Source organism: Kitasatospora sp. NBC_00039, from assembly GCF_045160625.1.
In the GTDB taxonomy this organism is placed as follows: Bacteria; Actinomycetota; Actinomycetes; order Streptomycetales; family Streptomycetaceae; genus Kitasatospora.
In genome coordinates this window covers 5,446,860-5,469,434 of the sequence record NZ_CP108289.1, presented here as the reverse complement: position 1 = coordinate 5,469,434, position 22,575 = coordinate 5,446,860, and the positions used below count along the sequence as shown (strand labels likewise).

Here is a 22,575-nt window from a genome sequence, read left to right as displayed (position 1 = left end):
ACCATGGCCAAGAAGAAGACCATCGAGGAGCCCGTGGCCCCCAAGCGCGGCGGCCTCTTCGAGTACGCCCCGGCCCCCGAGTCGCCCGCCGCCGCGGGTGACATCGCCACCTCCTACGGCCACTTCATCGGCGGCGAGTTCGTCGACTCCTCCGGCAGCGAGGCCCTGAAGACGGTCAACCCGGCCACCGAGCAGGTGCTCGCCGAGTTCGCCCAGGGCACCGACGAGGACGTCGACCGCGCGGTCGCCGCCGCCCGCAGGGCCTTCGCCGACTGGTCGGCGCTGCCGGGCAGCGAGCGCGCCAAGTACCTGTTCCGGATCGCCCGGATCATCCAGGAGCGCAGCCGCGAGCTCGCCGTGCTGGAGTCGATCGACAACGGCAAGCCGATCCGTGAGACCCGCGACGTCGACCTGCCGCTCGTCGCCGCTCACTTCTTCTACTACGCCGGCTGGGCCGACAAGCTGGACTTCGCCGGCTACGGCCCCGGCCCGAAGCCGCTCGGCGTGGCCGGCCAGGTCATCCCGTGGAACTTCCCGCTGCTGATGCTGGCGTGGAAGATCGCCCCGGCGCTGGCCACCGGCAACACGGTCGTCCTCAAGCCGGCCGAGACCACCCCGCTGACCGCGCTGCGCTTCGCCGAGATCTGCCGCCAGGCGGGCCTGCCGAAGGGCGTCGTCAACATCGTGACCGGTGACGGCCGCACCGGCGCCGCGCTCACCGCGCACCCGGACGTCAACAAGGTCGCCTTCACCGGCTCCACCCCGGTCGGCCGGGCGATCGCCAAGCAGCTGGCCGGCACCCGCAAGAAGCTCTCGCTGGAGCTCGGCGGCAAGGCAGCCAACATCGTCTTCGACGACGCGCCGATCGACCAGGCGGTCGAGGGCATCGTCAACGGCATCTTCTTCAACCAGGGCCACGTCTGCTGCGCGGGCTCGCGCCTGCTGGTCCAGGAGTCGATCCAGGACGAGCTGCTGGACGCCCTGAAGCGCCGGATGGGCACCCTGCGGGTCGGCGACCCGCTGGACAAGAACACCGACATCGGCGCCATCAACTCCGCCGAGCAGCTGGCCCGGATCACCGCGCTGACCGACGCCGGCGAGGCCGAGGGCGCCGAGCGCTGGTCGCCCGCCTGCGAGCTGCCGGGCACCGGCTTCTGGTTCAAGCCGACCATCTTCACCGGCGTCAGCCAGGCCCACCGGATCGCCCAGGAGGAGATCTTCGGCCCGGTCCTGTCGGTGCTGACCTTCCGCACCCCCGCCGAGGCGGTCGAGAAGGCCAACAACACCCCGTACGGCCTCTCCGCCGGCATCTGGACGGAGAAGGGCTCGCGGATCCTGTGGACCGCGAACCGGCTCAAGGCCGGTGTGGTCTGGGCCAACACCTTCAACAAGTTCGACCCGACCTCGCCGTTCGGCGGCTACAAGGAGTCGGGCTACGGCCGCGAGGGTGGCCGCCACGGTCTGGAGGCCTACCTCGATGTCTGATGTCGTGAGCCGTCTTGATGTCCTCAAGACCTACAAGCTGTACGTCGGCGGGAAGTTCCCGCGCTCCGAGAGCGGGCGGGTGTACGAGGTGACCGACTCCAACGGCGAGTGGCTCGCCAACGCCCCGCTGGGCACCCGCAAGGACACCCGCGACGCCGTCCTGGCCGCCCGTGCGGCGGTCAAGGGCTGGGCCGGCACCACCGCGTACAACCGCGGCCAGGTGCTCTACCGGGTCGCCGAGATGCTCCAGGGCCGACGCGAGCAGTTCGCCGCCGAGGTGGCGCTCTCCGAGGGCATCGGCCCGAAGAAGGCCGCCGCCCTGGTGGATGCGGCGATCGACCGCTGGGTCTGGTACGCGGGCTGGACGGACAAGGTCGCCCAGATCGCGGGCGGCGCCAACCCGGTCGCGGGGCCGTACTTCAACCTCTCCACCCCGGAGCCGACCGGCGTGGTCGGGATCGTCGCCCCGCAGGCCGGCTACGGGCACTCGCTGCTCGGCCTGGTCTCGGTGATCGCCCCGGCGATCGCCACCGGCAACACCGTGGTGGTCGCGGCCGCGGCCGACGCCCCGCTGCCGGCCCTGTCGCTGGGCGAGGTGCTGGCCACCTCGGACGTCCCCGGCGGCGTGGTCAACATCATCTCCGGCCGCACCGCCGACATCGCGCCCACCCTGGCCTCGCACCAGGACGTCAACGCGCTGGACCTCACCGGGGCGATCGCCTCCGACGGTCCCGGCGCGGCGGGCGCGCTGGAGGCCGCTGCCGCGGATACCCTGAAGCGGGTGGTCCGTCCGGAGCTGGACCCGTTCGCCCAGGACTGGACCAATGCTCCCGGTACCGACCGGCTACTCTCCTTCCTGGAGACGAAGACGGTCTGGCACCCGATGGGGATCTGACCGTCCCGTCGGCCACCGAGTAACAACTCCACAAGCTGGCCGTCCCCCGTGCCCTCTCCCCCCCAGGGCCCGGACGGTCATTGGACGGACCCGCGCCTCTCCCCCCCTGGCGCGGGTCCGTCGACTTTCGTCGCCGTGCACTTCCGTCTTTCGGCGCTCCCGGCCGCCCCGCCGCCCGAGCAGACTGTGATCACACCGCACACCGAGGGGGACGCACGTGGGAGAGATCGCCGGCGAGCTGATGGCGCTGTTCGCGGACGGGTTCGTCCGCCGGCTGCACCTGGCCCGGGCGCGGCGCAGGCTGGCCGCCCGCAGGGCGGTCCGGATCCCCTGCTCCGCCCGGTCCCACCGGCCCGGCTGGCCCTCCGGGCGGTACGTCAACGGCAAGCTGCGGGTCACCCCGGGCGGACCGGTCGTGGTCTTCACCGTCCGCGGCTGCGCCGCCCTCGAACTGCCCGCCGGCGGGACCTTCCAGGAGCCCGAGCCCGACACCTGGCACGACCAGGACTGGGCCGCCACCGCCTACCTGGTGCCCGGCGCCGAGGAGCCGGTCTTCCTCCAGGTGGACAGCGGCTACCTGCCGCTGCTGCACGCCGCGCTCACCGCGCCGGCCGCCGTGGCGGACTCGGCGGCCGAGGTCTGAACACGGCCCGGGAAAAGGTCCGGTCCCACTGGTTTCGGCATCCGGCCCGGATGCGTCAGACTGGTGTCTCGTGAGTGACTCCCCGCTGAACCCTGTGCCGATAGCCCGCGCCCGGGTGGTCCTGCTGTCCGGGCCCTCCGGTTCGGGGAAGTCCTCGCTGGCCGAGCGCAGCGGCCTGCCGGTGCTCCAGCTCGACGACTTCTACAAGGACGGGGACGATCCCACCCTCCCGCTGCTGCCCGACGGCGCGGTCGACTGGGACTCCCCGCTCGCCTGGCACCGCGAGCAGGCCGTCGCCGCCATCCGCCGCCTGCACGAGACCGGCCGCGCCGACGTCCCGGTGTACTCGATCCCGGACAACGGCCGCGTCTCCACCCGGGTCCTGGACCTGGCCGGCGCCCCCGCGTTCATCGCCGAGGGCATCTTCGCTGCCGAGATCACCTCCGACTGCGCCGCCGAGGGCGTGCTGGGCGACGCGCTCTGCCTGCGCAACGGCGCCCTCACCACCGCCTGGCGCCGCCTGCGCCGGGACGTCCGCGAGGGCCGCAAGTCGCTGCCGGTGCTGCTGCGCCGCGGCTGGCGGCTGATGCGGGCCGAGCGGTCGATCGTCGGGCGCCAGGTCGGCCTGGGCGCCCACCCGTGCACCGGTCCGGAGGCGGACCGGCGGATCCGCGCGGCGGCCTCGCGGGAGCTGTCGGCGGTCTGAGCGCCGTCCGCCGCCGCCCGGGCCGCCGGTCCGGACAGGCGCGGTACCGCTGCCGAACCGCGGCGGACACGAACGAACGACGGGCCCGGTGCGTCTCCCCCGCACCGGGCCCGTCGCCTTCCCGGACGGCCGTAGGGCTCCCCCGGCTGCGCCGCTCCCCCGAGCCGGCGCCACCAGTCCCTGACCGTCCTCACCCGTCCCCCGACGGGAGTCCTCTGTGTTCCTCCGTACCTACGGTCGTTACGCGACCAGCTCGCCGAACGCCCGGACGGTGTCGCCCGAGTTGTTCAGCTGCTCGTCGTCGCGCAGCCGGCGCAGCGCGCGCCAGATGCTGCTCTTGACCGTGCCGACGCTGATGCCGAGCACGTCGGCGATCTCCGGGTCGGTCTTGCCCTCGTAGTACCGCAGCACCAGCATGGTCCGCTGGTTCTCCGGCAGCTTGGCCAGCGCCTGCCAGAGCACGGCGCGCAGTTCGGTGCCGCCCATCGCGTCGGTGTCGCCGGCCGTCTCCGGCAGCTCCTCGGTCGGGTACTCGCTGACCTTGCGGCGCCGCCAGGCGGAGATGTGCAGGTTGGTCATGGTGCGGCGGAGGTAGCCCCCGACCGCGGCCTTGTCGGTGATCCGGCCCCAGGCCCGGTAGGTGCTGAAGAGCGCGCTCTGCAGCAGGTCCTCGGCCTCGTAGCGGTCACCGGTGAGGTGGTACGCCGTGGCGTACAGGGAGGCGCGGCGCTCGCGCACGTATGCGGTGAACTCCTTGGTGTGGTCCTCCGCGACGGCCGGGTGCTCCCCCTGCGCGTCTCCCTGTCCCGCCTCGGTGGTGCGGGCTGCTGCGGGGTTCAGCCGCAGCAGCGTCGCACCGGCGGCCTCGCGGCCGGCCGACTCCCCCGAGTCGGCCTTCCGCAGGCCGGTTCCCCCGATCCCCCTGGTTCCCCCATTACCCCCCAGGGCGTCCTTGCCCTCGACGCGGACGGGGAGGATCCCCCGCAGCGTGAGGGTGTTGGCGGAGTCGACCGAACTCCCCATCCGGCCGATTCCGTACAGCTCCCCCTGCCTGCCGCCGCCGCTCACCCGGCATGCAGCAGTGTTTCCACCGGTGCTGTGTGCGCACCCCCGTACGATCACGGCACCGGAGGTCTCGTCGGTCCTGACCTCGTACCGGGTCCGGTGGGTGGTCGCTGAGGAACGCGCGGTGCGGTCAGCCGGGTTGGTCCGGGCCTGAAGCATGGCGTTCATCGTGCGCCCCCTTGGTCGGTACGAGCGGATCCTGTTGCCGCCTTCCAGCCGGCCGGTTGGCCCGCTGTCCTGCGGCGACATGGAAAATCTTGCCCGCCGGTTGTGATGGCGCTGTCCGCCGACTGTCACAGGGGTGTCACAGGGGCGGGCCTTTCGTCCCGCACTCCCATCTGCCGTCACGGACGCCGGTAGCACGCATTCCGGTTCCCGGACGGCCGACGGGTGACGGGCCGGTCCGGACCGGGGGGTGATTCGGCGCCCCGGGTGAGCCAGAATGAGGCCGTGCCTTTCCTCCTACTGATCGAGGACGACGACGCCATCCGCACCGGCCTCGAACTCGCCCTCACCCGCCAGGGCCACAAAGTGGCCACCGCCGCCTCCGGCGAGGACGGTCTGAGGCTCTTCAAGGAGCAGCGGCCGGACCTGATCGTGCTGGACGTCATGCTGCCCGGAATCGACGGCTTCGAGGTCTGCCGCCGCATCCGCCGGACCGACCAGCTGCCGATCATCCTGCTCACCGCCCGGTCCGATGACATCGACGTGGTCGTCGGCCTGGAGTCCGGTGCGGACGACTACGTGGTCAAGCCGGTGCAGCCGCGCGTCCTGGACGCCCGGATCCGGGCCGTGCTGCGCCGCGGCGAGCGAGAGAGCTCGGACTCCTCCGCGTACGGCAGCGTGGTGATCGACCGCGCGGCGATGACCGTCACCAAGGACGGCGAGGACCTCCAGCTCACCCCGACCGAACTGCGGCTGCTGCTGGAGCTGAGCCGCCGGCCGGGGCAGGCGCTCTCCCGGCAGCAACTCCTGCGGCTGGTCTGGGAGCACGACTACCTGGGCGACTCCCGCCTGGTGGACGCGTGCGTGCAGCGGCTGCGGGCCAAGGTCGAGGACGTCCCCTCGGCGCCGACGCTGATCCGCACCGTGCGCGGAGTCGGCTACCGGCTGGACCCGCCCGCGTGACCGCCTCCGCCCGCCCGCTCTCCCTGATATCCCCTCCGATCTTCTGATCCTCCGGTTCGCAACGACAGGCTCCCGTGACTGACCATCAGACGACGACCCGCCGGTTCTCCTCGGGCCCGTGGCGGCGGCTGCGCTCCCTGCGGGTGCGGCTGATCGCGGTGTTCGCCGCAGTCGCGCTGCTCACCGCCGTCTCGGCCTCCGGCATCGCCTACTGGCTCAACCGGGACGCGGTCCTCAAGCGCGCCCAGGACACCGCGCTCAACGACTTCCGGGTCTCGCTCAGCCGCAACGTCTCCGAGCTGCCGTTGAACGCCACCTGCGCCGAACTGGCCCAGCTCGCCTCCAACGTCGCCAGCTCCGGGCTCAGTTACGAGGTGGTGGTCACCGACACCGCCCACCCGGAGTGCACCGCGTCCTCGGACCCGACGCGCTACACGCTCGCCAACGTCCCGGCCAAGCTGCAGGACATCGTCGCCAAGCAGCGCGACATCACCGAGAGCAACCCGTACCCGTACCACCTGTACTGGCAGCGGCAGAACCTGGAGGGCCGGCCGTACGTCATCGGCGGCACCAAGGTGGTGCCGACCGGCCCGACCGCGTACATGTTCAAGTCGCTGGAGAACGAGCGGGCCGACCTCAACACGCTCGGCTGGTCGCTGGCCATCGCCACGCTGCTGGCGCTGATCGGCTCGGCGCTGCTCGCCCAGGCCGCGTCCGCGACGGTGCTGCGCCCGGTCAAGCGCCTCGGCGAGGCCGCCCGGCAGCTCGGCGCGGGTCACCTGGACACCCGCCTGGAGGTCGAGGGGTCGGACGAACTCGCCGACCTGGCAAGGACGTTCAACCGCACCGCGGAGTCGCTCCACGAGCAGGTCGAGGAGCTGAGCGCGCGCGAGGCACAGAGCCGGCGGTTCGTCGCCGACATGTCGCACGAGCTGCGCACCCCGCTGACCGCGATGACCGCCGTCACCGACATCCTGGAGGACGAGGCCGAGTCGCTGGACCCGATGATAGAACCGGCGGTGCGGCTGGTGGTCAGCGAGACGAGGCGCCTCTCCGACCTGGTGGAGAACCTGATGGAGGTGACCCGCTTCGACGCCGGCACCGCCAAGCTGGTCGCCGACGAGGTCGACATCGCCGACCTGATCATGTCCTGCATCGACGGCCGGGCCTGGTACGACGCGGTCGAGCTGGACGCCCCGCGCGGCGTCCGGGCCGTCGTCGACCCGCGCCGGCTGGACGTCGTCTTCGCCAACCTGATCGGCAACGCCCTCAAGCACGGCGGCTCGCCGGTGCGGGTGAAGGTCCGCGAGTCGGACGACGCCATCACGGTGGAGGTGTCGGACAGCGGTCCCGGCATTCCCGAGGACGTGCTGCCGCACGTCTTCGACCGGTTCTACAAGGCCGACAAGGGGCGGGCGCGCTCGGAGGGCAGCGGGCTGGGCCTGTCGATCGCGATGGCCAACGCACAGATCCACGGGGGGACGATCACGGCCGCCAACGGGGAGGTGGGGGCGGTGTTCACACTGACGCTGCCGTTGACCCCTCCCTCCCCGCCGGCCGCCGATTCCGAGGAGAGTGCGCAGTGAGCGCCCGTCCGTTCCGTCTTCCCGCCTGCTGCGCCGTCGGCGCCGTGCTGCTGCTCGCGCTCACCACCGGCTGCGGGATCCGCCCGACCCCCGTGCCGGTGGACGCGGGCGCGCCGGCCAGCCGGACCGCCTGCCCGACCGCGCCGCAGATACCCACCGCGCTGCCCACACCCTCGCCCGCGGGGCCGACGGCGCCCGCGGCGCACGCCTCGGCGAAGGCGGGCGCGAAGCCGTCGCCCTCGCCGTCCGTCGTCTCCGCCTCGCCGGCGGACAACCCGTTCAGCGCGATGCCGACGCCGTCGGCCCCGGCCTCCGCGACCTGCCGCTGACCCTGCGGGGCCGGTTCCGGCGGCCTCGCGGGCGTGCGTCGGAATGTTCACGCCTGCCGTGGAACCGCCGCGCCACCGGCTCACGTCCTTCCCCGCGTGCAGCGAGATGGCACCAGGACACGCGACGAGCGTTCCGGCGTGCGGACCGAGACCGGGCCGGCGGCGGCCGTCCACCGTTCCCTCCGCATGGCGGGCCTCCTGGGACTCACCCTCCACCTGGTGCTGGCCGGCTGGCTCGTGCTGAGACCCCTGCCGGTCGCCTGGGTCTACGACGCCAACCTGACGCCGCTGGCCTCGCTCCGCTTCTCCACCGCCGGGCAGATCCTCGGCGAACTGCTGCTGCTGGCCCCGCTCGGCGTGCTGCTCCCGCTGGCCGGCGGCCGGATCCGGGCCCCCTGGCTGCCGTCCTTCCTCCGCACCACCGGCGCCTCGGCACTGCTGGCCACCGCGCTGGAGTTCCTCTCCTCCTGGACCCCGGGGCACGTCCTGGACGTCGACCACATCCTGTTCGCCGTCGCCGGCGTGGCCGCCACCCACCTGGCCCTGGTGCCCGCCTCCCGCTCGCTCGCCCTCCACACCACCCGACGCCCGGCGCCCGCGCCCGCGGCGCCCCCGCGCCCGGCCCCGGCCGCACCGGCCGCCGTCTACGCGGAGACGGCCTCCTCCTCCGGCCGCTGAGGGGTCACGCCCGCCCCGCCCCGTCCTCGGCCGCCCGGTCCTCGGCCGCCCGACCACCCGGCTACCGGCCGCCCGACCTCCCGGCCGTGCGGACCCGGCCGCCGACCTCGATCAGGCCGTCGGCCCGTACCGCCGTGGCGATCTGCGAGCCGCGCCCCTGGGTGATCGTCAGGTCGCGGCCCAGCTCGGCGGTCAGCAGCAGGGCGGCGGCACCGGTCGCCTCGTCCTCCTCGATCCCGTCGCCGCGGCCCGGGAAGGCCCGCGCCCGGACGGTGCCGGCCGACTCGTCCTGCCAGGCCCAGGCGTAGATCCACTCGCCCGGCGGCGGCACCTCCAGAGCGTCCACCTCCACGGCCGAGCCGTACTGCCGCGTCGTCCGCCCCGGAGCCCACTCCGGGCGCGCCGCGATCCGGGTGAACTCGCCGTCGTGGCGCACGCCGACCACGCCGGCGGCGGTGACCAGCCGGTCCGCACCGAGCAGCCAGGCCGCGCCGACGCACGGGTGGCCGGCGAAGGGGAGGCGGACGCCGGGCGTGTAGATGTCGATCGCGCCGCTCCCGGCGTCGTCCACGAAGACGGTCTCGCTGAAGCCGAGTTCGCGCGCGAACGCCAGCCGGTCCGCCTCGCCGGGGACGGCGGCGCCGTCGCGGACCACGCCGAGTTCGTTGCCGTGCGCGCCGTCGGGGCCGCAAAAGACACGAAGGACCTCATAGTCAGTCATCCGCCCACCCAACCACGGGCGTGGTGGGGATTCAGCAATGACTCCGTGACGAAAAGGCGGGGACGGATGTCGGCGCGTTCCAGTACTGTGCGCACTCGTCCCCATCAGCAGTTCTTCCTCACTCCCCACAGGAATGCCTCAGTGAATCTCGACTTCAGCGCCGAGCCCCTCTTCTCCTGGTACGTCGTCCTGCTGGCGATCAGCGGCATCGCGATGGTCGTCCTCGGCGCCATCAACCTCGGTGGCGGCCTGAGCGGCGGCTGGCGCGTCATCAACGTGCTGGCCGGTATGGCGTTCGCCGGATACGCGTACTACCTGGCGTTCGTCTTCGAGGGCGGCGAGTACCGCATGTTCTTCCAGGCGTTCATCCTGCCGCTGCTGCTGATAGCCAACGCGGTGAAGGCGCTGCTGGCCCGCAGCGCGCCGGCCCCGCAGCCGGTCCCGGCCGCGCAGTACAACCCGAACATGCCGTACAACCCGAACATGCCGTACAACCCCAACGCACAGTACGACCCGAACGCCCCGCAGCACCCCGACGCCCAGTACAACCCGTACGCCCAGTCGGCGCCCGTCCCGCCGCAGGGTGCCCCTGCCGCCCCGGTCGCCCAGCCCGGACAGCCCCAGGCCCCGCAGTACCCGGCCGGCTGACCTGCCCCGTCAGGGCGGGGAGTCTCCGCCACGCACCGCCGGGCGCGGTGTCCCGCGGAGACGCTCCGGCCGTTGTGCCGGGGTCGCGGCACGAAGCCGCAGCCCCGGCGCGCGGATCAGGGCGTGGGCCGGTGCAGGTCGCGGGGGAAGAGCGTGGTGCGGCGGACGTTGTCCGCCCCCGTCAGCCGTGCCGTCCACCGCTCCAGCCCGAGGGCGAAGCCGCCGTGCGGGGGCATGCCGTGGGCGAGGGAGCGCAGGTGGGCGGCGTACGGTTCGGCCGGCTCGCCCCGGGCCGCGAGCGCGGCGAGGTAGTCCTCGTGACGGTGCAGGCGCTGGCCGCCGGTGACCAGTTCGAGCCCGCGGAAGAGCAGGTCGAAGCTGTTGGAGTACTCCGGCCGGCCCGGCTCCGGGTGGGTGTAGAACGGCCGCGTGCGCGTCGGGTAGCCGACCACGAAGAGGGCTCGCTGCCGTGCTCGCGCAGCGCCCACTCGCTGAGCCACCGTTCGTGCGCGGGCGCGAGGTCCGGCTCGTCGGTGCCGAGCAGCCGCATCACCTCGGCGAAGTGGATCCGCGGGATCTCGGCCGGCACCGCGGGCAGCTCGACGTCCCAGGAGCTCGACGGCGCTCGCGGCGCGCGTGGCGACGGCCTCCAGCATCCCGGCAACGGCCGCGCGGAGCACGGCCATCACCTCGCGGTGGTCGGTGATGAAGCCGAGTTCGGCGTCGAGGCTGGTGTACTGCGCCAGGTGACGTGCGGTGTCGTGCGGTGTCGTGCGGTTCGGCGCGGAAGACCGGCCCGGTCTCGTAGACGCGCTCGAAGACGCCGGCCATGGCCTGCTTGAAGAACTGCGGCGACTGGGCGAGGAAGGCGGGCCGGCCGAACCAGTCGAGGGCGAAGACGTCGGCGCCGGACTCGGTCGCCGAGGAGACCACCTTCGGCGTCCGGATCTCGGTCAACCCGAGCCCGTCGAGCGCGGCGCGGTACTCCTCCCTCGACGTGTTGAGGGCGAGAGTAGGCCGGGCCCGAACCCTCGCGCAATCGGTTCCCCCCCACGCGGACTCCCGGCCCCGGGTGTGACGTCGGCCACTTCCGCGGCCCCCGTGCAGCAGGCGGCGCCCACCCGCCGTCTTGGGGGCAGGAACACGGCGAGGAGGAACCCCATGACCGACAGCGCACCCACCGGCACCACCCGGTGAGGCTACGACGGCGCACCGGCACCCCGGCCGACCCGCAGATCGGCTTCGCCGACTTCGTGCACCGGCGCTCCGCCGCCCTCTTCCGCACGGCCTACCTGCTGACCGGTGACCGCCACCTCGCCGAGGACCTGCTCCAGGAGGCGCTGGAGAAGGCCTGCCGCCACTGGAAGCGCGTCGCCGCCACCGACTCTCCGGAGGCGTACGTCCGCCGGATCGTCGTCAACCTGGCCAACGACCGCTGGCGCCGGCTCACCCGCAACGGCCTGCGCGTCGACTCCGACCTCGACGCGCTCGCCGACCCGGGCAGCGACCCGTACGGCACCGTCGACCTTCGCGACGAGCTGATCCACGCGCTGCACGCCCTCCCGATCGGGATGCGCAGCGTGGTCGTCCTCTCCTACCTGCACGACCTGGACGACCGCCAGATCGCCGACGTCCTGAACATCACCCCCGGCGCCGTGCGCTCCCAACTGGCCCGCGGACTCGCCAAACTCCGCACCGCCGCCGCCCGGCCGACCCCCGAAGGTGCGCGATGACGACCGACGACACCGACCTCTCCCCCGATCTGGAAAGGGACCTCCGCCAGGCCATGGACAGCTACGCCGGCTCCGCCCCCGCCCCCGTCTTCGACGCCCCCGCCATCCTCCGCCGCACCCGCCGCCGGCGAGGCGTCCTCGCCGGCGCGGCCTCGGCGGCGGCCGTCGCCGTCATCGCCACCGGCGCCTTCCTCCTCCACAGCCCCGGCCCCGCCCCGTCCGGCCCACTCACCCCGGCCGTGCCCGGCGTCCCCACGGCCACGGCCGCGTCCGCCCCCATGCCCACCGCCTCCGCGACCACCGGCCGGGGGGAGGCCGCCTCGGCTCCCGCCGCCTCCGCCACCGGGGGCCAGGGGCAGCCCTCCCCCGCCACGACCGCCACCCGCACGGAGCGGGTCGTCGTCCCCCCCGTCGTCGGCCTCCCCGAAGCCGACGCCGTGCGGGTCCTCGCCGCCGTCGGCCTGCACGTCGAGACCCACCTGTTCACCGACTGGAAGGTCCCCGCCGGCTCCGCCATCAACACCGAGCCCGGCGCCGGCGCCGTGGTCGCCCCGAACGCCTCCGTGACCCTCTTCCTCTCCAAGGGCAAGCCCTGAAGCCGTTCCGGCGCAGGTGGCGGGCCCACCGGCTCCCCCTCCGGCCGGGCGGGCCTCCGGGGCGCCCCCGAGGAGAACCCCTAGAACGGGTACTCCCTCCTGGTGAGGAACACCGGGGTCGGGATCGTCGTCCGGTGTGAGGATTCGGCGGCGGGCGGGGCGGAGCATGGAAGTACGCCGACCGGAGGGACCGGACCAGGCGCGAAGACCACGGAGTACGTCATGAGCCGCCTCGCCCGCCCCCGTCACAACCGCGTCATCGCCGGCGTCTGCGCCGGGATCGCCGAGCGCTTCGGCCTGACGCCCTGGACCGTCCGGATCATCTTCCTGGCCTCCTGCCTGCTGCCCGGCCCGCAGTTCCTGATCTATCTGGCGCTCTGGCTGGTGCTGCCCCAGGAGCCGTGAACCGGCGCCCGGAACGCCGAACGGGCCGTCCGCGCCCCGGGATCACCGGGTGCGCGGACGGCCCGTTCGGCCTGCGGGAGCGTCAGCCGCCAAGGCCGGGCAGCGGGAGGGCCTGGGCCAGCCCGCCGATCGGGGTCTTGCCCAGGCCCGGGACGCTCGGCACACCGGCGCGGGTAGCGTCGCCTGCCTGGCCGGCGCTCGGGCTGAGTGTGCCGAGGGTGCCGGCGACCTTGTCAGCCCCGGGCAGCTTGCTCGCGGTGTCGACGACGGCGCCGGTGACGGCGGGGTTGCTCACCGCGCCGGTGGGAAGCCCGAGGCCGCCGGCGGCGGCGGGGTCGGCGGACGCGCTGCCGACGCCGACCGCCGCGATGGCGATGCCGAGCACGGCGGTGCCGGCGGCCTTGAGACTGGCCTGCTTCATGTTCGTCCCCTTGGATCCTCGTCGGTGGCCGACATTCACGGCAGGCGGCGGGTTCCGCCGCCACGGCCGGTCGGCGATGACTGGCACACCGTAGTGATTGGATCGCACGAGGATCAAAGGCGGTTAACCCACACGAGCGGTAAGTCAGATGAACGCCAACGCCCTTACAGGACAAAGGCGTTCATCCAACCCCATCGCACGCTCTCAGGCGCCGGCGCTGAACAGCCACTCGGCCTTGAGCTCGGCGTAGCCCGGCTTGATCACGTCGTTGATCATCGCCAGCCGCTCGTCGAACGGCAGGAACGCCGACTTCATCGCGTTCACCGTGAACCACTCCATGTCGCCCAGCGTGTAGCCGAACGCCTCCACCAGGTGCCCGAACTCGAGGCTCATGCTGGTGCCGCTCATCAGCCGGTTGTCGGTGTTGACCGTCACCCGGAACTTCAGCCGGCTGAGCAGCCCGATCGGGTGCTCGGCGTACGAGGTGGCCGCCGCGGTCTGGAGGTTGGAGGTCGGGCACATCTCCAGCGGGATGCGCTTGTCGCGCACGTACGCGGCCAGCCGGCCGAGCTCGACGCTGCCGTCCTCGTTCACCGTGATGTCGTCGACGATGCGGACACCGTGGCCGAGCCGGTCGGCGCCGCAGCACTGCAGGGCCTCCCAGATCGACGGCAGGCCGAACGCCTCGCCCGCGTGGATCGTGAAGTGGTTGTTCTCGCCCTTGAGGTAGTCGAAGGCGGCCTGGTGGCGGGTGGGAGGGTAACCCGCCTCGGCGCCGGCGATGTCGAAGCCGACGACGCCCTGGTCGCGGTGGCGGTTGGCCAGCTCGGCGATCTCCTGCGAGCGCGCGGCGTGGCGCATCGCGGTGATCAGGGTGCCGATCCGGATGCGGTGGCCGGCGGCGCGGGCGTTGGCCTCGCCGAGGCGGAAGCCCTCCTGGACGGCCTCGACGACCTCGTCGAGGGTGAGGCCGGCCTCCAGGTGCTGCTCGGGGGCGTAGCGGACCTCGGCGTAGACGACGCCGTCGGCGGCCAGGTCCTCGGCGCAGTCGGCGGCGACCTTGATCAGGGCCTCGCGGGTCTGCATGACGGCGCAGGTGTGCGCGAAGGTCTCCAGGTAGCGGACCAGCGAGCCGGAGTCGGCAGCCTCGCGGAACCACTCGCCGAGTGCCTTCGGGTCCGTGGTGGGCAGGCCCTCGTAGCCGACCGCGGCGGCCAGCTCGACGATGGTCTCGGGCCGGAGCCCGCCGTCGAGGTGGTCGTGCAGGAGCACCTTCGGGGCGCGGGCGATCTGGTCGGGCGTGGGGATCCGGGGGGCGGTGCCCACGGTGGTGACGGGGATCTGGTTCTCCATTGCGGGAGTGTAGCTCCTACGCGCGTAGACAGGCCACACCCCACACGGCCGGTTCGGCCAATGTGCACCCTGAATTCCACCGAAGGGGCGAGCCGCGCCGCGCCGCCCTCGCAGGCCGAGCCGTCCGGCCCTCGCGAGCCACGCCGCCCAGCCCTTGCCGCGCCGCGCCGCCCCACCCCTCAGTCGTGCTGCAGCAACCGCCCGCGCCGGGACAGCACGAAGTCCCGGAACGCCGCCACCGGCGGGGTCATCGGCCGGCCCGCCGCCCACGCCAGACCGATCGCCCGCCTGGTCCGCGGCGCCGTCACCTCCAGCTCCACCACCCCGGGCCGCGGCACCAGCGCGGGCGGCAGCAGCGCCACCCCCAGCCCGGCCGCGACCAGCCCCCGCAGCGTCTCCGCCTCCTCCCCCTCGAACGCGATCCGCGGCACGAAGCCGGCCTCCGCGCAGAACCCGTCGGTGATCGCCCGCAGCCCGTACCCGCGCTCCAGCCCGACGAAGGGGTCGTCCGCCACCTCCGCCAGCCGGATCCGCCGCCGCCCGGCCAGCCGGTGGTCGGCCGGAACCACCAGGTGCAGCCGCTGCTCGTCCAGCGGGCGGGCCACCAGCGCCGGATCGTCGTCCGGCACCGGGGCGACCAGGCAGAGGTCCAGCTCACCGGCGCGCAGCCGCTCCAGCATCGCGCCGACGTAGTCCTGCACCAGCTGGAACCGCACCTGCGGGTGCGCCGCCCGGAAACCCCGCAGCAGCGCCGGCACCGCGTCCGTCCCCATCGTGTGCAGAAAGCCGAACGCCACCCGCCCGGCAGACGGGTCCGCCTCCGCCCGGGCCGCCTCGGCGCCGCGCTCGACCTCGGCCAGCGCCCGCTCCACCGAGGCCAGCAGCAGCCGGCCGGCCCGCGTCAGCCGGACCGTCCGCCCCTGACGGGCCAGCAGGTCCACGCCCAGCTCGGCCTCCAGCCGGGCCACCGCCCGGGACAGCGTCGGCTGCGGCATGCCCAGCACCGCGGCCGCCTGCGTCACGTGCTCCAGCCGGGCCACCGCCGCGAACTGGGCCAGCCGGGGAGCCAGTTGGACGGCCGGCAGCTCCGGGCCCAGCTCGGCCAGCCGGTGCGGGAGATCGAACCCCTCGGTACGGCCCGTTCCCTCCGTCACTCTTCCCCACCCTCACCGCGACGACCTCTGCTCATACCCTGACGCATGCATTATCGACGGATCATGCATTGGACGCATCAGCGGCGGCGGTCCTAACGTCGACGTCATGCAGCCCTCCAGTACCGGGGCATCCGTGGCCACTCCGGATGCCCTCGCCCAGCCGTCCCCACTCCCCGCCGGCACCGACGGCCGCCACCGCGACGACCGCCACCGCCCCGGGCAGCGCGCCTTCCGCCGCGCCAACCTCGCGCTCTTCGCCGCCGGTATCGCGACCTTCGTCCTCCTCTACTCCACCCAGGGCCTGCTGCCGGTCCTCTCGGCCGACCTCGACCTCACCCCCGGCCAGGCCAGCTGGACGGCCTCCGCCGCCACCCTCGGCCTCGCCCTCGCCCTGCTGCCGGCCAGCGCGCTCTCCGACCGGTACGGGCGCACCGCGGTGATGACGGCCTCCACGCTCGCCGCCTCCGCCCTCGCGCTGGCCCTGCCGTTCGCCCCGGACCTCACCACCCTGGTCGTCCTCCGCGTCCTCCAGGGCGCCGCACTCGCCGGGCTGCCCGCCACCGCGATGGCCTACCTCGCCGAGGAGGTCCACCCCAGCGCGCTCGCCTCCGCGATGGGCCTGTACGTCGCGGGCAACAGCATCGGCGGCATGGGCGGCCGGCTGGTCTCCGGCTGGGTGGCCGCCGGCTTCGGCTGGCGCTGGGGCCTCGCCGCCTCCGCCGCGCTCGCCCTGCTCGCCGCGCTGGCCTTCCGGCTGCTGATCCCCGCCGCCCGCCACTTCACCCCGGCCCCGGTGGACGCCCGCGCCCTCGCCCGCACCGTCGGCCGCCACCTGAGCAACCCGCTGCTGGTCCGGCTGTACGCGCTCGGGCTGCTCTTCATGGCCGTGTTCGGCGCGGTCTACAACACCGTCGGCTACCGCCTGATCTCCGCGCCGTTCCACCTGCCGGAGTCGGTCGCCGCCTCGATCTTCGTGGTCTACCTGGTCGGCACCGGCACCTCGGCCGCCGCCGGCCGCCTCTCCGGGCGCCTCGGCCGCCGCGGCGCGCTCTACGTCTCCATCGGCGTGACCGCCGCCGGCCTGCTGCTCTCCCTGGCCGGCTCGCTGCTCTGCGCCCTGCTCGGCCTGGTCCTGATCACCGCCGGCTTCTTCGCCGGCCACGCCACCGCCTCCTCGGCGGTCGGCCGCACCGCCACCGAGGGCCGCGCCCAGGCCTCCGCGCTCTACCTGATCGCCTACTACCTGGGCAACAGCCTGGGCGGGACCGTCGGCGCCGACGCCTACCACTCCACCGGCTGGCCCGGCGCGGCCGCCGTCGGCCTCACCGCCATGACCCTCGCCGCGGGCGTCACCCTCTACGCCACCCGGCAGGCCCACACCGCCCGCCGCAGCGTCCGGGCCGTCCACTGACGGCGCTTCACGGCGGATACCTGACGCAGGGTGTCAGGTATCCGCCGTAGTTTTCCTCTCGTCCCGCCAGACCGACCAGAGGAACCCGACATGGCCACCTTCGTCCTCGTCCCCGGCATGCTGCACGGCGCCTGGTGGTACCGGCCCCTCACCGACCGGCTGCGGGCGGCCGGGCACGAGGTCTACCCCCTGACGCTGACCGGGGTGAGCGAGCGCGGGCACCTGAACAACGCGGCGGTCAACCTGGACACCCACATCCAGGACGTGCTGGCGACACTGGAGGCCGAGCAGCTGACCGACGTGGTGCTGGTCGGGCACAGCTACGGCGGGATGGTCCTCTCCGGGGTGGCCGACCGGGCGCCGGAGCGGATCGGGGCGCTGGTGTACGCGGACGCCTTCGTGCCGCGCAGCGGCGAGTCGGCCTACCGGATCGTCAACGAGGTCTGGAAGCAGCGCTACCTGGCCGGCGCCGCGGCGGGCAACGGCTCCACCGTGGTCGGCCTGAGCCCCTTCCTCGACCCGCGTGCCACCGTCCACCCGCTGGCCAGCCTGTTCCAGCCGGTCACCCTCACCGGCGCGGCCGAGAGCGTCACCCGTCGCGTCTACATCCACGCCGAGCGCTTCGAGGACACCCCGTTCCTGGAGACCGTCGACCGTGTCCGCGACGACCCGGCGTGGACCGTGCACACCCTCCCGGTCGGCCACGACCTGATCCGCGAGGCCCCCGAGGAGTTCCTCAAGATCGCCCTCGCCGCGGCCGGATGACGAGCACCCCGGCGGTCGGCGGCCGCCGATACACTCCGGAACATGAGCATCGATCCTGCTGTGTACGCCCGGTTGCGTGAGATCGCGGATCAGCTGCCGCAGGTGCCGGGGATAGGGAAGATCGAGATCGCCGACGGCGAGATCGTCATGATGATGTCGCCCGTCAAACGGCACGAGCTAGCGGTGCTGCGGATCGCCCGGCAGCTCAACGCCCAGCTCCCGCACACGCACCCCGGGTATGTCGCCCACCCCGGCGCCGACTTGGAGGACATCGGGCTCGGTCGGCTGCGGAATCCCGATCTGATGGTGTTCCCCGAAGCGGTCCTCGACGACGACGAAGCCGCAATCCTCCCCCATGAGGTGCTTCTGGTCGTCGAGATCGTCTCCAAGTCCAACCCCGAGAACGACTACCGCGACAAGGTCCGCGACTACGCGGCCATGGGTATCCCGCTCTACCTGCTCGTGGACCCACGCAAGGGCACCGGCATCATCCACGACGAACCCGGCTACGCCCGCCGCAAGGAGTTCGTCTTCGGCGACACGATCGCCGTCGGCGCCTGGACCCTCGACACCAGCGTCCTGCGCACGTACGCCTGACCGGCCGTGCGTGCGCAGGACGGATGATCAGGCGATCCGGTCCAGCACGATCGGGTTCGGGGTGAACGCCGTACCGGCCGGGGAGACCTCGATGCCGCCGGCGAGGGCCTCGATGGCGTAGTCATAGCGCTCGGGGGTGTCGGTGTGCAGGGTCAGCAGGGGCTGGCCCGCCACCACGGTGTCGCCGGGCTTGGCGTGCATCTCGACGCCGGCGCCGGCCTGCACCGGGTCCTCCTTGCGGGCGCGGCCGGCGCCGAGGCGCCAGGCGCAGACGCCGACGGCGTACGCGTCCAGCGTGGTGAGGACGCCCGAGGCCGGGGCGGGGATGACGTGCTGCTCCCGGGCGACCGGCAGCGGGGCGTCGACGTCGCCGCCCTGGGCGGCGATCATGCGGCGCCAGTGGTCCATCGCGGAGCCGTCGCGCAGGGCGTCGGCCGGGTCCTTCCCGTGCACGCCGGCCGCGGCGAGCATCTCGCGGGCCAGGGCGAGGGTCAGCTCGACGACGTCGGCGGGGCCGCCGCCGGCCAGCACCTCGACGGACTCGCGGACCTCCAGCGCGTTGCCGGCGGTGAGGCCGAGCGGGGTCGACATGTCGGTGAGCAGGGCGACGGTGTTGACGCCGGCCGAGGTGCCGAGGCCGACCATGGTGCGGGCCAGCTCGCGGGCGTTGTCCAGGTTCTTCATGAAGGCGCCGGAGCCGACCTTGACGTCCAGGACCAGCGCGCCGGTGCCCTCGGCGATCTTCTTGGACATGATCGAGGAGGCGATCAGCGGGATCGCCTCGACCGTGCCGGTGACGTCGCGCAGCGCGTACAGCTTCTTGTCGGCGGGGGCGAGGCCGTCGCCGGCCGCACAGATCACCGCGCCGGTGTCGTGCAGCACCTGGAGCATCTCCTCGTTGGAGAGCAGGGCGCGCCAGCCGGGGATGGACTCCAGCTTGTCGAGGGTGCCGCCGGTGTGGCCGAGGCCGCGGCCGGAGAGCTGCGGGACGGACGCACCGCAGGCGGCGACGAGCGGGGCGAGCGGCAGGGTGATCTTGTCGCCGACGCCGCCGGTGGAGTGCTTGTCGCTGGTGGGCTGGGCCAGCGAGGAGAAGTCCATCCGGACGCCGGAGCGGATCATCGCGTCGGTCCAGCGGCTGATCTCGCGCAGGTTCATGCCGTTGAGCAGGATGGCCATGGCCAGGGCGGACATCTGCTCGTCGGCGACGTCGCCGCGGGTGTAGGCGTCGATGACCCAGTCGATCTGAGCGTCGCTCAGCTCTCCGCGGTCGCGCTTGGTCCTGATGACGGAGATGGCGTCCATGGCTGCTCCATTGCTACCGGAGGGGTTCGAAAGAGCTTCGGGAAGCTCTGGAAAGCTGTGAAAAGCGAAGAGTGTCGCGAGTGGGCCGGATTGCGGCCCACCCGCGACACTCTACGCGCGTAACAAAGGCAAAGACTAGAGCCGCTCCGGCCCGAACGCGTCAGGCAGGACCTCGCTCATCGGCTTCACGCCGGACGGCAGCTCGATCAGCAGTTCCGGCCCGCCGTGCTCGTACAGCAGCTGGCGGCAGCGCCCGCACGGCATCAGCAGTCGGCCGTCCCCGTCCACACAGGTGAACGCGGTCAGCCGGCCGCCGCCGCTCGCGTACAGCGCGGAGACCAGGCCGCACTCGGCGCAGAGGCCGAGCCCGTACGAGGCGTTCTCCACGTTGCAGCCGGTGACCACCCGGCCGTCGGCCACCAGGGCGGCCGCGCCCACCGGGAACTTGCTGTACGGGGCGTAGGCGTGGGTCATCGCCTCCCGCGCCGCCGCGCGCAGCGCCTCCCAGTCGACCTCCGGGGCCGCGGACGTCACTTGCCCTGACCCTTGCGGTAGATCTGGCCGTCGGCCTTCGGCGGCCGCAGCCGCTGCGAGGCCAGCGAGAGCACCACCAGGGTGATCACGTACGGCGTGGCCACGATCAGCGGACGCTGCACCTCGTCGGTGGTCGCGTACCAGACGAAGAGGCCGCCGGACACCACGAAGGTGATGACCGCGGAGGTCAGCTTCCGGCGGTAGACGTTCCAGAGCGCCAGCAGGAGCATCGCGATCGCGACGACCAGGATCAGCACGTGCACCGACCCCGGGTCGCGCAGCTGGAGGCTGTCGGTGAAGCCGAACAGGCCGGCGCCCATGGCGAGGCCGCCGGGCATCCAGTTGCCGAAGATCATCGCCGCGAGGCCGATGAAGCCTCGGCCGTTGGTCTGGCCGTCCTTGTAGAAGTGCGCCGCGACCAGCGAGAGGTACGCGCCGCCGAGGCCCGCGAAGGCACCGGAGGCGATGACCGCGAGGTACTTGTACTTGTAGACGTTGACGCCCAGCGACTCGGCCGCGGTCGGGTTCTCACCGCAGGAGCGCAGGCGCAGACCGAACACGGTGCGCCAGAGGGCGAAGTAGCTGACCACGATCAGCGCGCCGGCCAGCAGCACGACGACCGAGATGTTGGTGACCAGACCGCCGAGCACGCCGGCCACGTCGGAGACCAGGAACCAGTGGTGGCCCTCGATGTCCTTCAGACCGGAGGAGAGGCCGGGGATGGTGATGTACGGCAGCGGATCGGCCGGCGGGGACTGGTTCGCGCCGGCACCGACGGAGATGTAGTCCTTGTAGTAGATCCGGTTGACGTACGCGCAGATGCCGGGGATCAGCAGGTTGACGCCGACACCGGAGACGATGTGGTCGACGCCGAAGGTCACGGTGATGACGGCGTGCAGCAGACCGCCGAGCGCACCGCCGATCATGCCGGCCACCAGGCCGAACCAGGGGTTGACCAGGTAGCCGCCCCAGGCGCCGCAGAAGGTGCCGGCGACCATCATGCCTTCGAGGCCGATGTTGACCACGCCGGCCCGCTCGGACCAGAGACCACCCAGACCGGCCATGCCGATCGGCACGGCGGCGCTGAGCGCGGCGGTGACCTGTCCGGAGGAGGTCAGCGAGTGGTTGCCGGTGGCCATGCCCACGGCGGAGAACAGCACCAGGGCGCCCGCGATCAGCAGCAGCACCACCGGCCAGGACAACTTGCGCTTCTTCGCGGGAGCGCCCTGCGCCTTCGCGCGGGCAGCGGTGGCCGTGCTCATGCGGACACCTCCTTCTTGACGTTGGCCGCGGCCTGGGCGGCGAGTTCGGCGCCCACCTTCTGCTGCTGGCGCTTGAGGCCGTAGCGGCGCACCAGCTCGTAGGCGACGACGACGCAGATGACGATGGTGCCCTGCATGACCGGGACGATCTCGAACGGGAATCCGCCCTGGAGCGGCAGCTGCGAGCCGGTGGCGTCCAGGAAGGCGAACAGCACGGCGGCGAAGGCCATGCCGATCGGGCTGTTGCGGCCCAGCAGGGCGACCGAGATGCCGAGGAAGCCGAGGCCGCCCTGGAAGCTCTGGCCGAAGTTGTACGAGTTCTGCAGCAGCTCGGGCAGGCCGATCAGGCCGGCCAGCGCACCGGAGACCACCATCGAGGTGACGACCATGCGCTTGACGTTCACGCCGGACGCGGTGGCCGCGGTCTCCGAGCGGCCGGTGGCGCGCAGGTCGAAGCCGAAGCGGGTGCGGGTCAGGGTGAACTGGAAGGCCACGCCGACCAGGATCGCGATGAAGAGGAAGCCGTAGAGCGGCCCGCCATCGGTGTTGATCGAGAAGAAGTGGCTGGACTCCGAGACCGGGGCGGTCTGGATCGAGTTGCTGGTGCCGCTCTTCTCCGGCGCGAAGATGCCGGGGACGAGCAGCAGACCCACGATGGCGACCGCGATGGCGTTCAGCATGATGGTCGAGATGACCTCGCTGACGCCGCGGAAGACCTTCAGCAGACCGGCGATGCTCGCGTACAGGCCACCGACCAGCATGGCGGTGATCAGCAGCAGCGGGATCTGGATGAACGACGGCAGGTCGAGCCGGCTGCCGACGAACGCCGCGAAGAGTGCCGCGACCTTGTACTGGCCCTCGACACCGATGTTGAAGAGGTTCATCCGGAAGCCGAAGGCGGCGGCCGCGGCGGCCAGGTAGTACGTGGTGGACCGGTTGAGGATGGCCACCTGACCGTCCGACTTGGTGGCGTACGTGATCATCACGTTCCAGGCGTCGAACGGGTTCTTGCCCGAGGTCGCCAGGAGCACCGAACAGATCGCGACGGAGAGCAGCACGGCGAGCACCGGAGCTGCCAGGGCGAGCACGATCTTCTCGCCGTCGAACCGCTGCGCGAAGGTGCGCTTGGCGGCGGGGTTGGGACTGGTCATGTGG

The 22,575-nt window shown here is 72.7% G+C and carries 25 protein-coding genes and 1 pseudogene; 15 read left to right on the top strand and 11 right to left on the bottom strand.

What is annotated here, in order from left to right; translation table 11 throughout:
- Window positions 1-3 precede the first annotated feature (3 nt).
- The 4 genes from OG286_RS24380 (at window position 4) to OG286_RS24365 (ending at window position 3,729) form a co-directional block, all read left to right on the top strand.
- A complete protein-coding gene (locus OG286_RS24380; protein WP_396321357.1) occupies window positions 4-1,485 on the top strand; it encodes an aldehyde dehydrogenase family protein in 1,482 nt (493 codons plus the stop codon).
- Window positions 1,478-2,380: an aldehyde dehydrogenase family protein gene (locus OG286_RS24375; RefSeq protein WP_396321358.1), complete on the top strand. Its 903-nt coding sequence runs from the start codon at window positions 1,478-1,480 to the stop codon at window positions 2,378-2,380. The genes OG286_RS24380 and OG286_RS24375 overlap by 8 nt, the downstream gene beginning before the upstream one ends.
- Window positions 2,381-2,597: 217 nt before the next feature.
- Complete coding sequence (locus OG286_RS24370) at window positions 2,598-3,023, top strand: hypothetical protein (RefSeq protein WP_396321359.1); 426 nt, start codon at window positions 2,598-2,600, stop codon at window positions 3,021-3,023.
- A 70-nt stretch (window positions 3,024-3,093) separates the two neighbouring features.
- The gene (locus OG286_RS24365; RefSeq protein ID WP_396321360.1) at window positions 3,094-3,729 is read left to right on the top strand and encodes an ATP-binding protein; all 636 of its coding nucleotides are present in this window, start codon (window positions 3,094-3,096) and stop codon (window positions 3,727-3,729) included.
- Window positions 3,730-3,969: 240 nt separating this feature from the next.
- Here OG286_RS24365 and OG286_RS24360 read toward each other — a convergent pair whose 3' ends face one another.
- On the bottom strand, window positions 3,970-4,752 hold the full coding sequence (locus OG286_RS24360) for a SigE family RNA polymerase sigma factor (protein ID WP_396321361.1): 783 nt from the start codon (window positions 4,750-4,752) through the stop codon (window positions 3,970-3,972).
- Between the two features lie 492 nt (window positions 4,753-5,244).
- Between OG286_RS24360 and OG286_RS24355 the strand changes: the two genes are divergently transcribed.
- From OG286_RS24355 to OG286_RS24340, 4 genes are all read left to right on the top strand, one after another.
- On the top strand, window positions 5,245-5,922 hold the full coding sequence (locus OG286_RS24355) for a response regulator transcription factor (protein ID WP_148644494.1): 678 nt from the start codon (window positions 5,245-5,247) through the stop codon (window positions 5,920-5,922).
- A gap of 74 nt (window positions 5,923-5,996) precedes the next feature.
- Entirely contained in the window at window positions 5,997-7,508 is a 1,512-nt protein-coding gene (locus OG286_RS24350; protein ID WP_396321362.1) for an ATP-binding protein, read from the top strand.
- Window positions 7,505-7,837 (top strand): hypothetical protein, encoded by a 333-nt coding sequence (locus tag OG286_RS24345; RefSeq protein ID WP_396321363.1) that lies wholly within the window; start codon window positions 7,505-7,507, stop codon window positions 7,835-7,837. Before OG286_RS24350 ends, OG286_RS24345 begins: the two co-directional genes overlap by 4 nt.
- Window positions 7,838-7,975: 138 nt before the next feature.
- Window positions 7,976-8,515 carry a VanZ family protein gene (locus OG286_RS24340; RefSeq protein ID WP_396321364.1) on the top strand — a complete coding sequence of 180 codons (540 nt, stop codon included), beginning with the start codon at window positions 7,976-7,978 and terminating at the stop codon, window positions 8,513-8,515.
- Window positions 8,516-8,576: 61 nt separating this feature from the next.
- Here OG286_RS24340 and OG286_RS24335 read toward each other — a convergent pair whose 3' ends face one another.
- A complete protein-coding gene (locus OG286_RS24335; RefSeq protein WP_396321365.1) occupies window positions 8,577-9,236 on the bottom strand; it encodes a PhzF family phenazine biosynthesis protein in 660 nt (219 codons plus the stop codon).
- 141 nt (window positions 9,237-9,377) lie between these two features.
- On the opposite strand from OG286_RS24335, the gene OG286_RS24330 reads away from it, so the two are divergent.
- Entirely contained in the window at window positions 9,378-9,884 is a 507-nt protein-coding gene (locus OG286_RS24330; RefSeq protein ID WP_396321366.1) for a hypothetical protein, read from the top strand.
- A 116-nt stretch (window positions 9,885-10,000) separates the two neighbouring features.
- On the opposite strand, the gene OG286_RS24325 is transcribed toward OG286_RS24330, so the two are convergent.
- Entirely contained in the window at window positions 10,001-10,591 is a 591-nt protein-coding gene (locus OG286_RS24325; protein ID WP_405366080.1) for an amino acid--tRNA ligase-related protein, read from the bottom strand.
- Window positions 10,592-10,721: 130 nt separating this feature from the next.
- Window positions 10,722-10,817: pseudogene (locus tag OG286_RS24320) on the bottom strand (hypothetical protein); the annotation flags it as partial.
- 302 nt (window positions 10,818-11,119) lie between these two features.
- Here OG286_RS24320 and OG286_RS24315 point away from each other — a divergent pair.
- The 3 genes from OG286_RS24315 to OG286_RS24305 all read left to right on the top strand — a co-directional run bounded on the left by OG286_RS24315 (window position 11,120) and on the right by OG286_RS24305 (window position 12,618).
- A complete protein-coding gene (locus OG286_RS24315) occupies window positions 11,120-11,617 on the top strand; it encodes a SigE family RNA polymerase sigma factor (protein ID WP_405363720.1) in 498 nt (165 codons plus the stop codon).
- The gene (locus OG286_RS24310; protein ID WP_396321368.1) at window positions 11,614-12,213 is read left to right on the top strand and encodes a PASTA domain-containing protein; all 600 of its coding nucleotides are present in this window, start codon (window positions 11,614-11,616) and stop codon (window positions 12,211-12,213) included. Before OG286_RS24315 ends, OG286_RS24310 begins: the two co-directional genes overlap by 4 nt.
- Before the next feature lie 222 nt (window positions 12,214-12,435).
- Window positions 12,436-12,618, top strand: coding sequence for a PspC domain-containing protein (locus OG286_RS24305; protein ID WP_396321369.1), 183 nt, complete (start codon window positions 12,436-12,438; stop codon window positions 12,616-12,618).
- An 82-nt stretch (window positions 12,619-12,700) separates the two neighbouring features.
- Here OG286_RS24305 and OG286_RS24300 read toward each other — a convergent pair whose 3' ends face one another.
- The 3 genes from OG286_RS24300 to OG286_RS24290 form a co-directional block, all read right to left on the bottom strand.
- The gene (locus tag OG286_RS24300) at window positions 12,701-13,039 is read right to left on the bottom strand and encodes a hypothetical protein (RefSeq protein ID WP_396321370.1); all 339 of its coding nucleotides are present in this window, start codon (window positions 13,037-13,039) and stop codon (window positions 12,701-12,703) included.
- Between the two features lie 204 nt (window positions 13,040-13,243).
- Window positions 13,244-14,392 (bottom strand): adenosine deaminase, encoded by a 1,149-nt coding sequence (locus tag OG286_RS24295; protein WP_396321371.1) that lies wholly within the window; start codon window positions 14,390-14,392, stop codon window positions 13,244-13,246.
- Between the two features lie 179 nt (window positions 14,393-14,571).
- Window positions 14,572-15,498: a LysR family transcriptional regulator gene (locus tag OG286_RS24290; protein ID WP_396321540.1), complete on the bottom strand. Its 927-nt coding sequence runs from the start codon at window positions 15,496-15,498 to the stop codon at window positions 14,572-14,574.
- Between the two features lie 154 nt (window positions 15,499-15,652).
- Here OG286_RS24290 and OG286_RS24285 point away from each other — a divergent pair, with 154 nt between their 5' ends.
- From OG286_RS24285 to OG286_RS24275, 3 genes are all read left to right on the top strand, one after another.
- Window positions 15,653-16,957, top strand: coding sequence for an MFS transporter (locus tag OG286_RS24285; RefSeq protein WP_396321372.1), 1,305 nt, complete (start codon window positions 15,653-15,655; stop codon window positions 16,955-16,957).
- A 90-nt stretch (window positions 16,958-17,047) separates the two neighbouring features.
- Entirely contained in the window at window positions 17,048-17,722 is a 675-nt protein-coding gene (locus OG286_RS24280) for an alpha/beta fold hydrolase (RefSeq protein WP_396321373.1), read from the top strand.
- A 42-nt stretch (window positions 17,723-17,764) separates the two neighbouring features.
- Window positions 17,765-18,319, top strand: a complete 555-nt coding sequence (locus OG286_RS24275; protein WP_396321374.1) for a Uma2 family endonuclease — start codon at window positions 17,765-17,767, stop codon at window positions 18,317-18,319.
- 27 nt (window positions 18,320-18,346) lie between these two features.
- Here the strand turns inward: OG286_RS24275 and OG286_RS24270 are convergent, their stop codons facing one another.
- From OG286_RS24270 to OG286_RS24255, 4 genes are all read right to left on the bottom strand, one after another.
- Window positions 18,347-19,624, bottom strand: a complete 1,278-nt coding sequence (locus OG286_RS24270; protein ID WP_396321375.1) for a thymidine phosphorylase — start codon at window positions 19,622-19,624, stop codon at window positions 18,347-18,349.
- Between the two features lie 135 nt (window positions 19,625-19,759).
- The gene (locus OG286_RS24265; protein WP_396321376.1) at window positions 19,760-20,158 is read right to left on the bottom strand and encodes a cytidine deaminase; all 399 of its coding nucleotides are present in this window, start codon (window positions 20,156-20,158) and stop codon (window positions 19,760-19,762) included.
- Complete coding sequence (locus OG286_RS24260) at window positions 20,155-21,420, bottom strand: ABC transporter permease (RefSeq protein ID WP_396321377.1); 1,266 nt, start codon at window positions 21,418-21,420, stop codon at window positions 20,155-20,157. Before OG286_RS24260 ends, OG286_RS24265 begins: the two co-directional genes overlap by 4 nt.
- Window positions 21,417-22,571 carry an ABC transporter permease gene (locus tag OG286_RS24255; RefSeq protein ID WP_396321378.1) on the bottom strand — a complete coding sequence of 385 codons (1,155 nt, stop codon included), beginning with the start codon at window positions 22,569-22,571 and terminating at the stop codon, window positions 21,417-21,419. The genes OG286_RS24260 and OG286_RS24255 overlap by 4 nt, the downstream gene beginning before the upstream one ends.
- Between the last annotated feature and the right edge of the window lie 4 nt (window positions 22,572-22,575).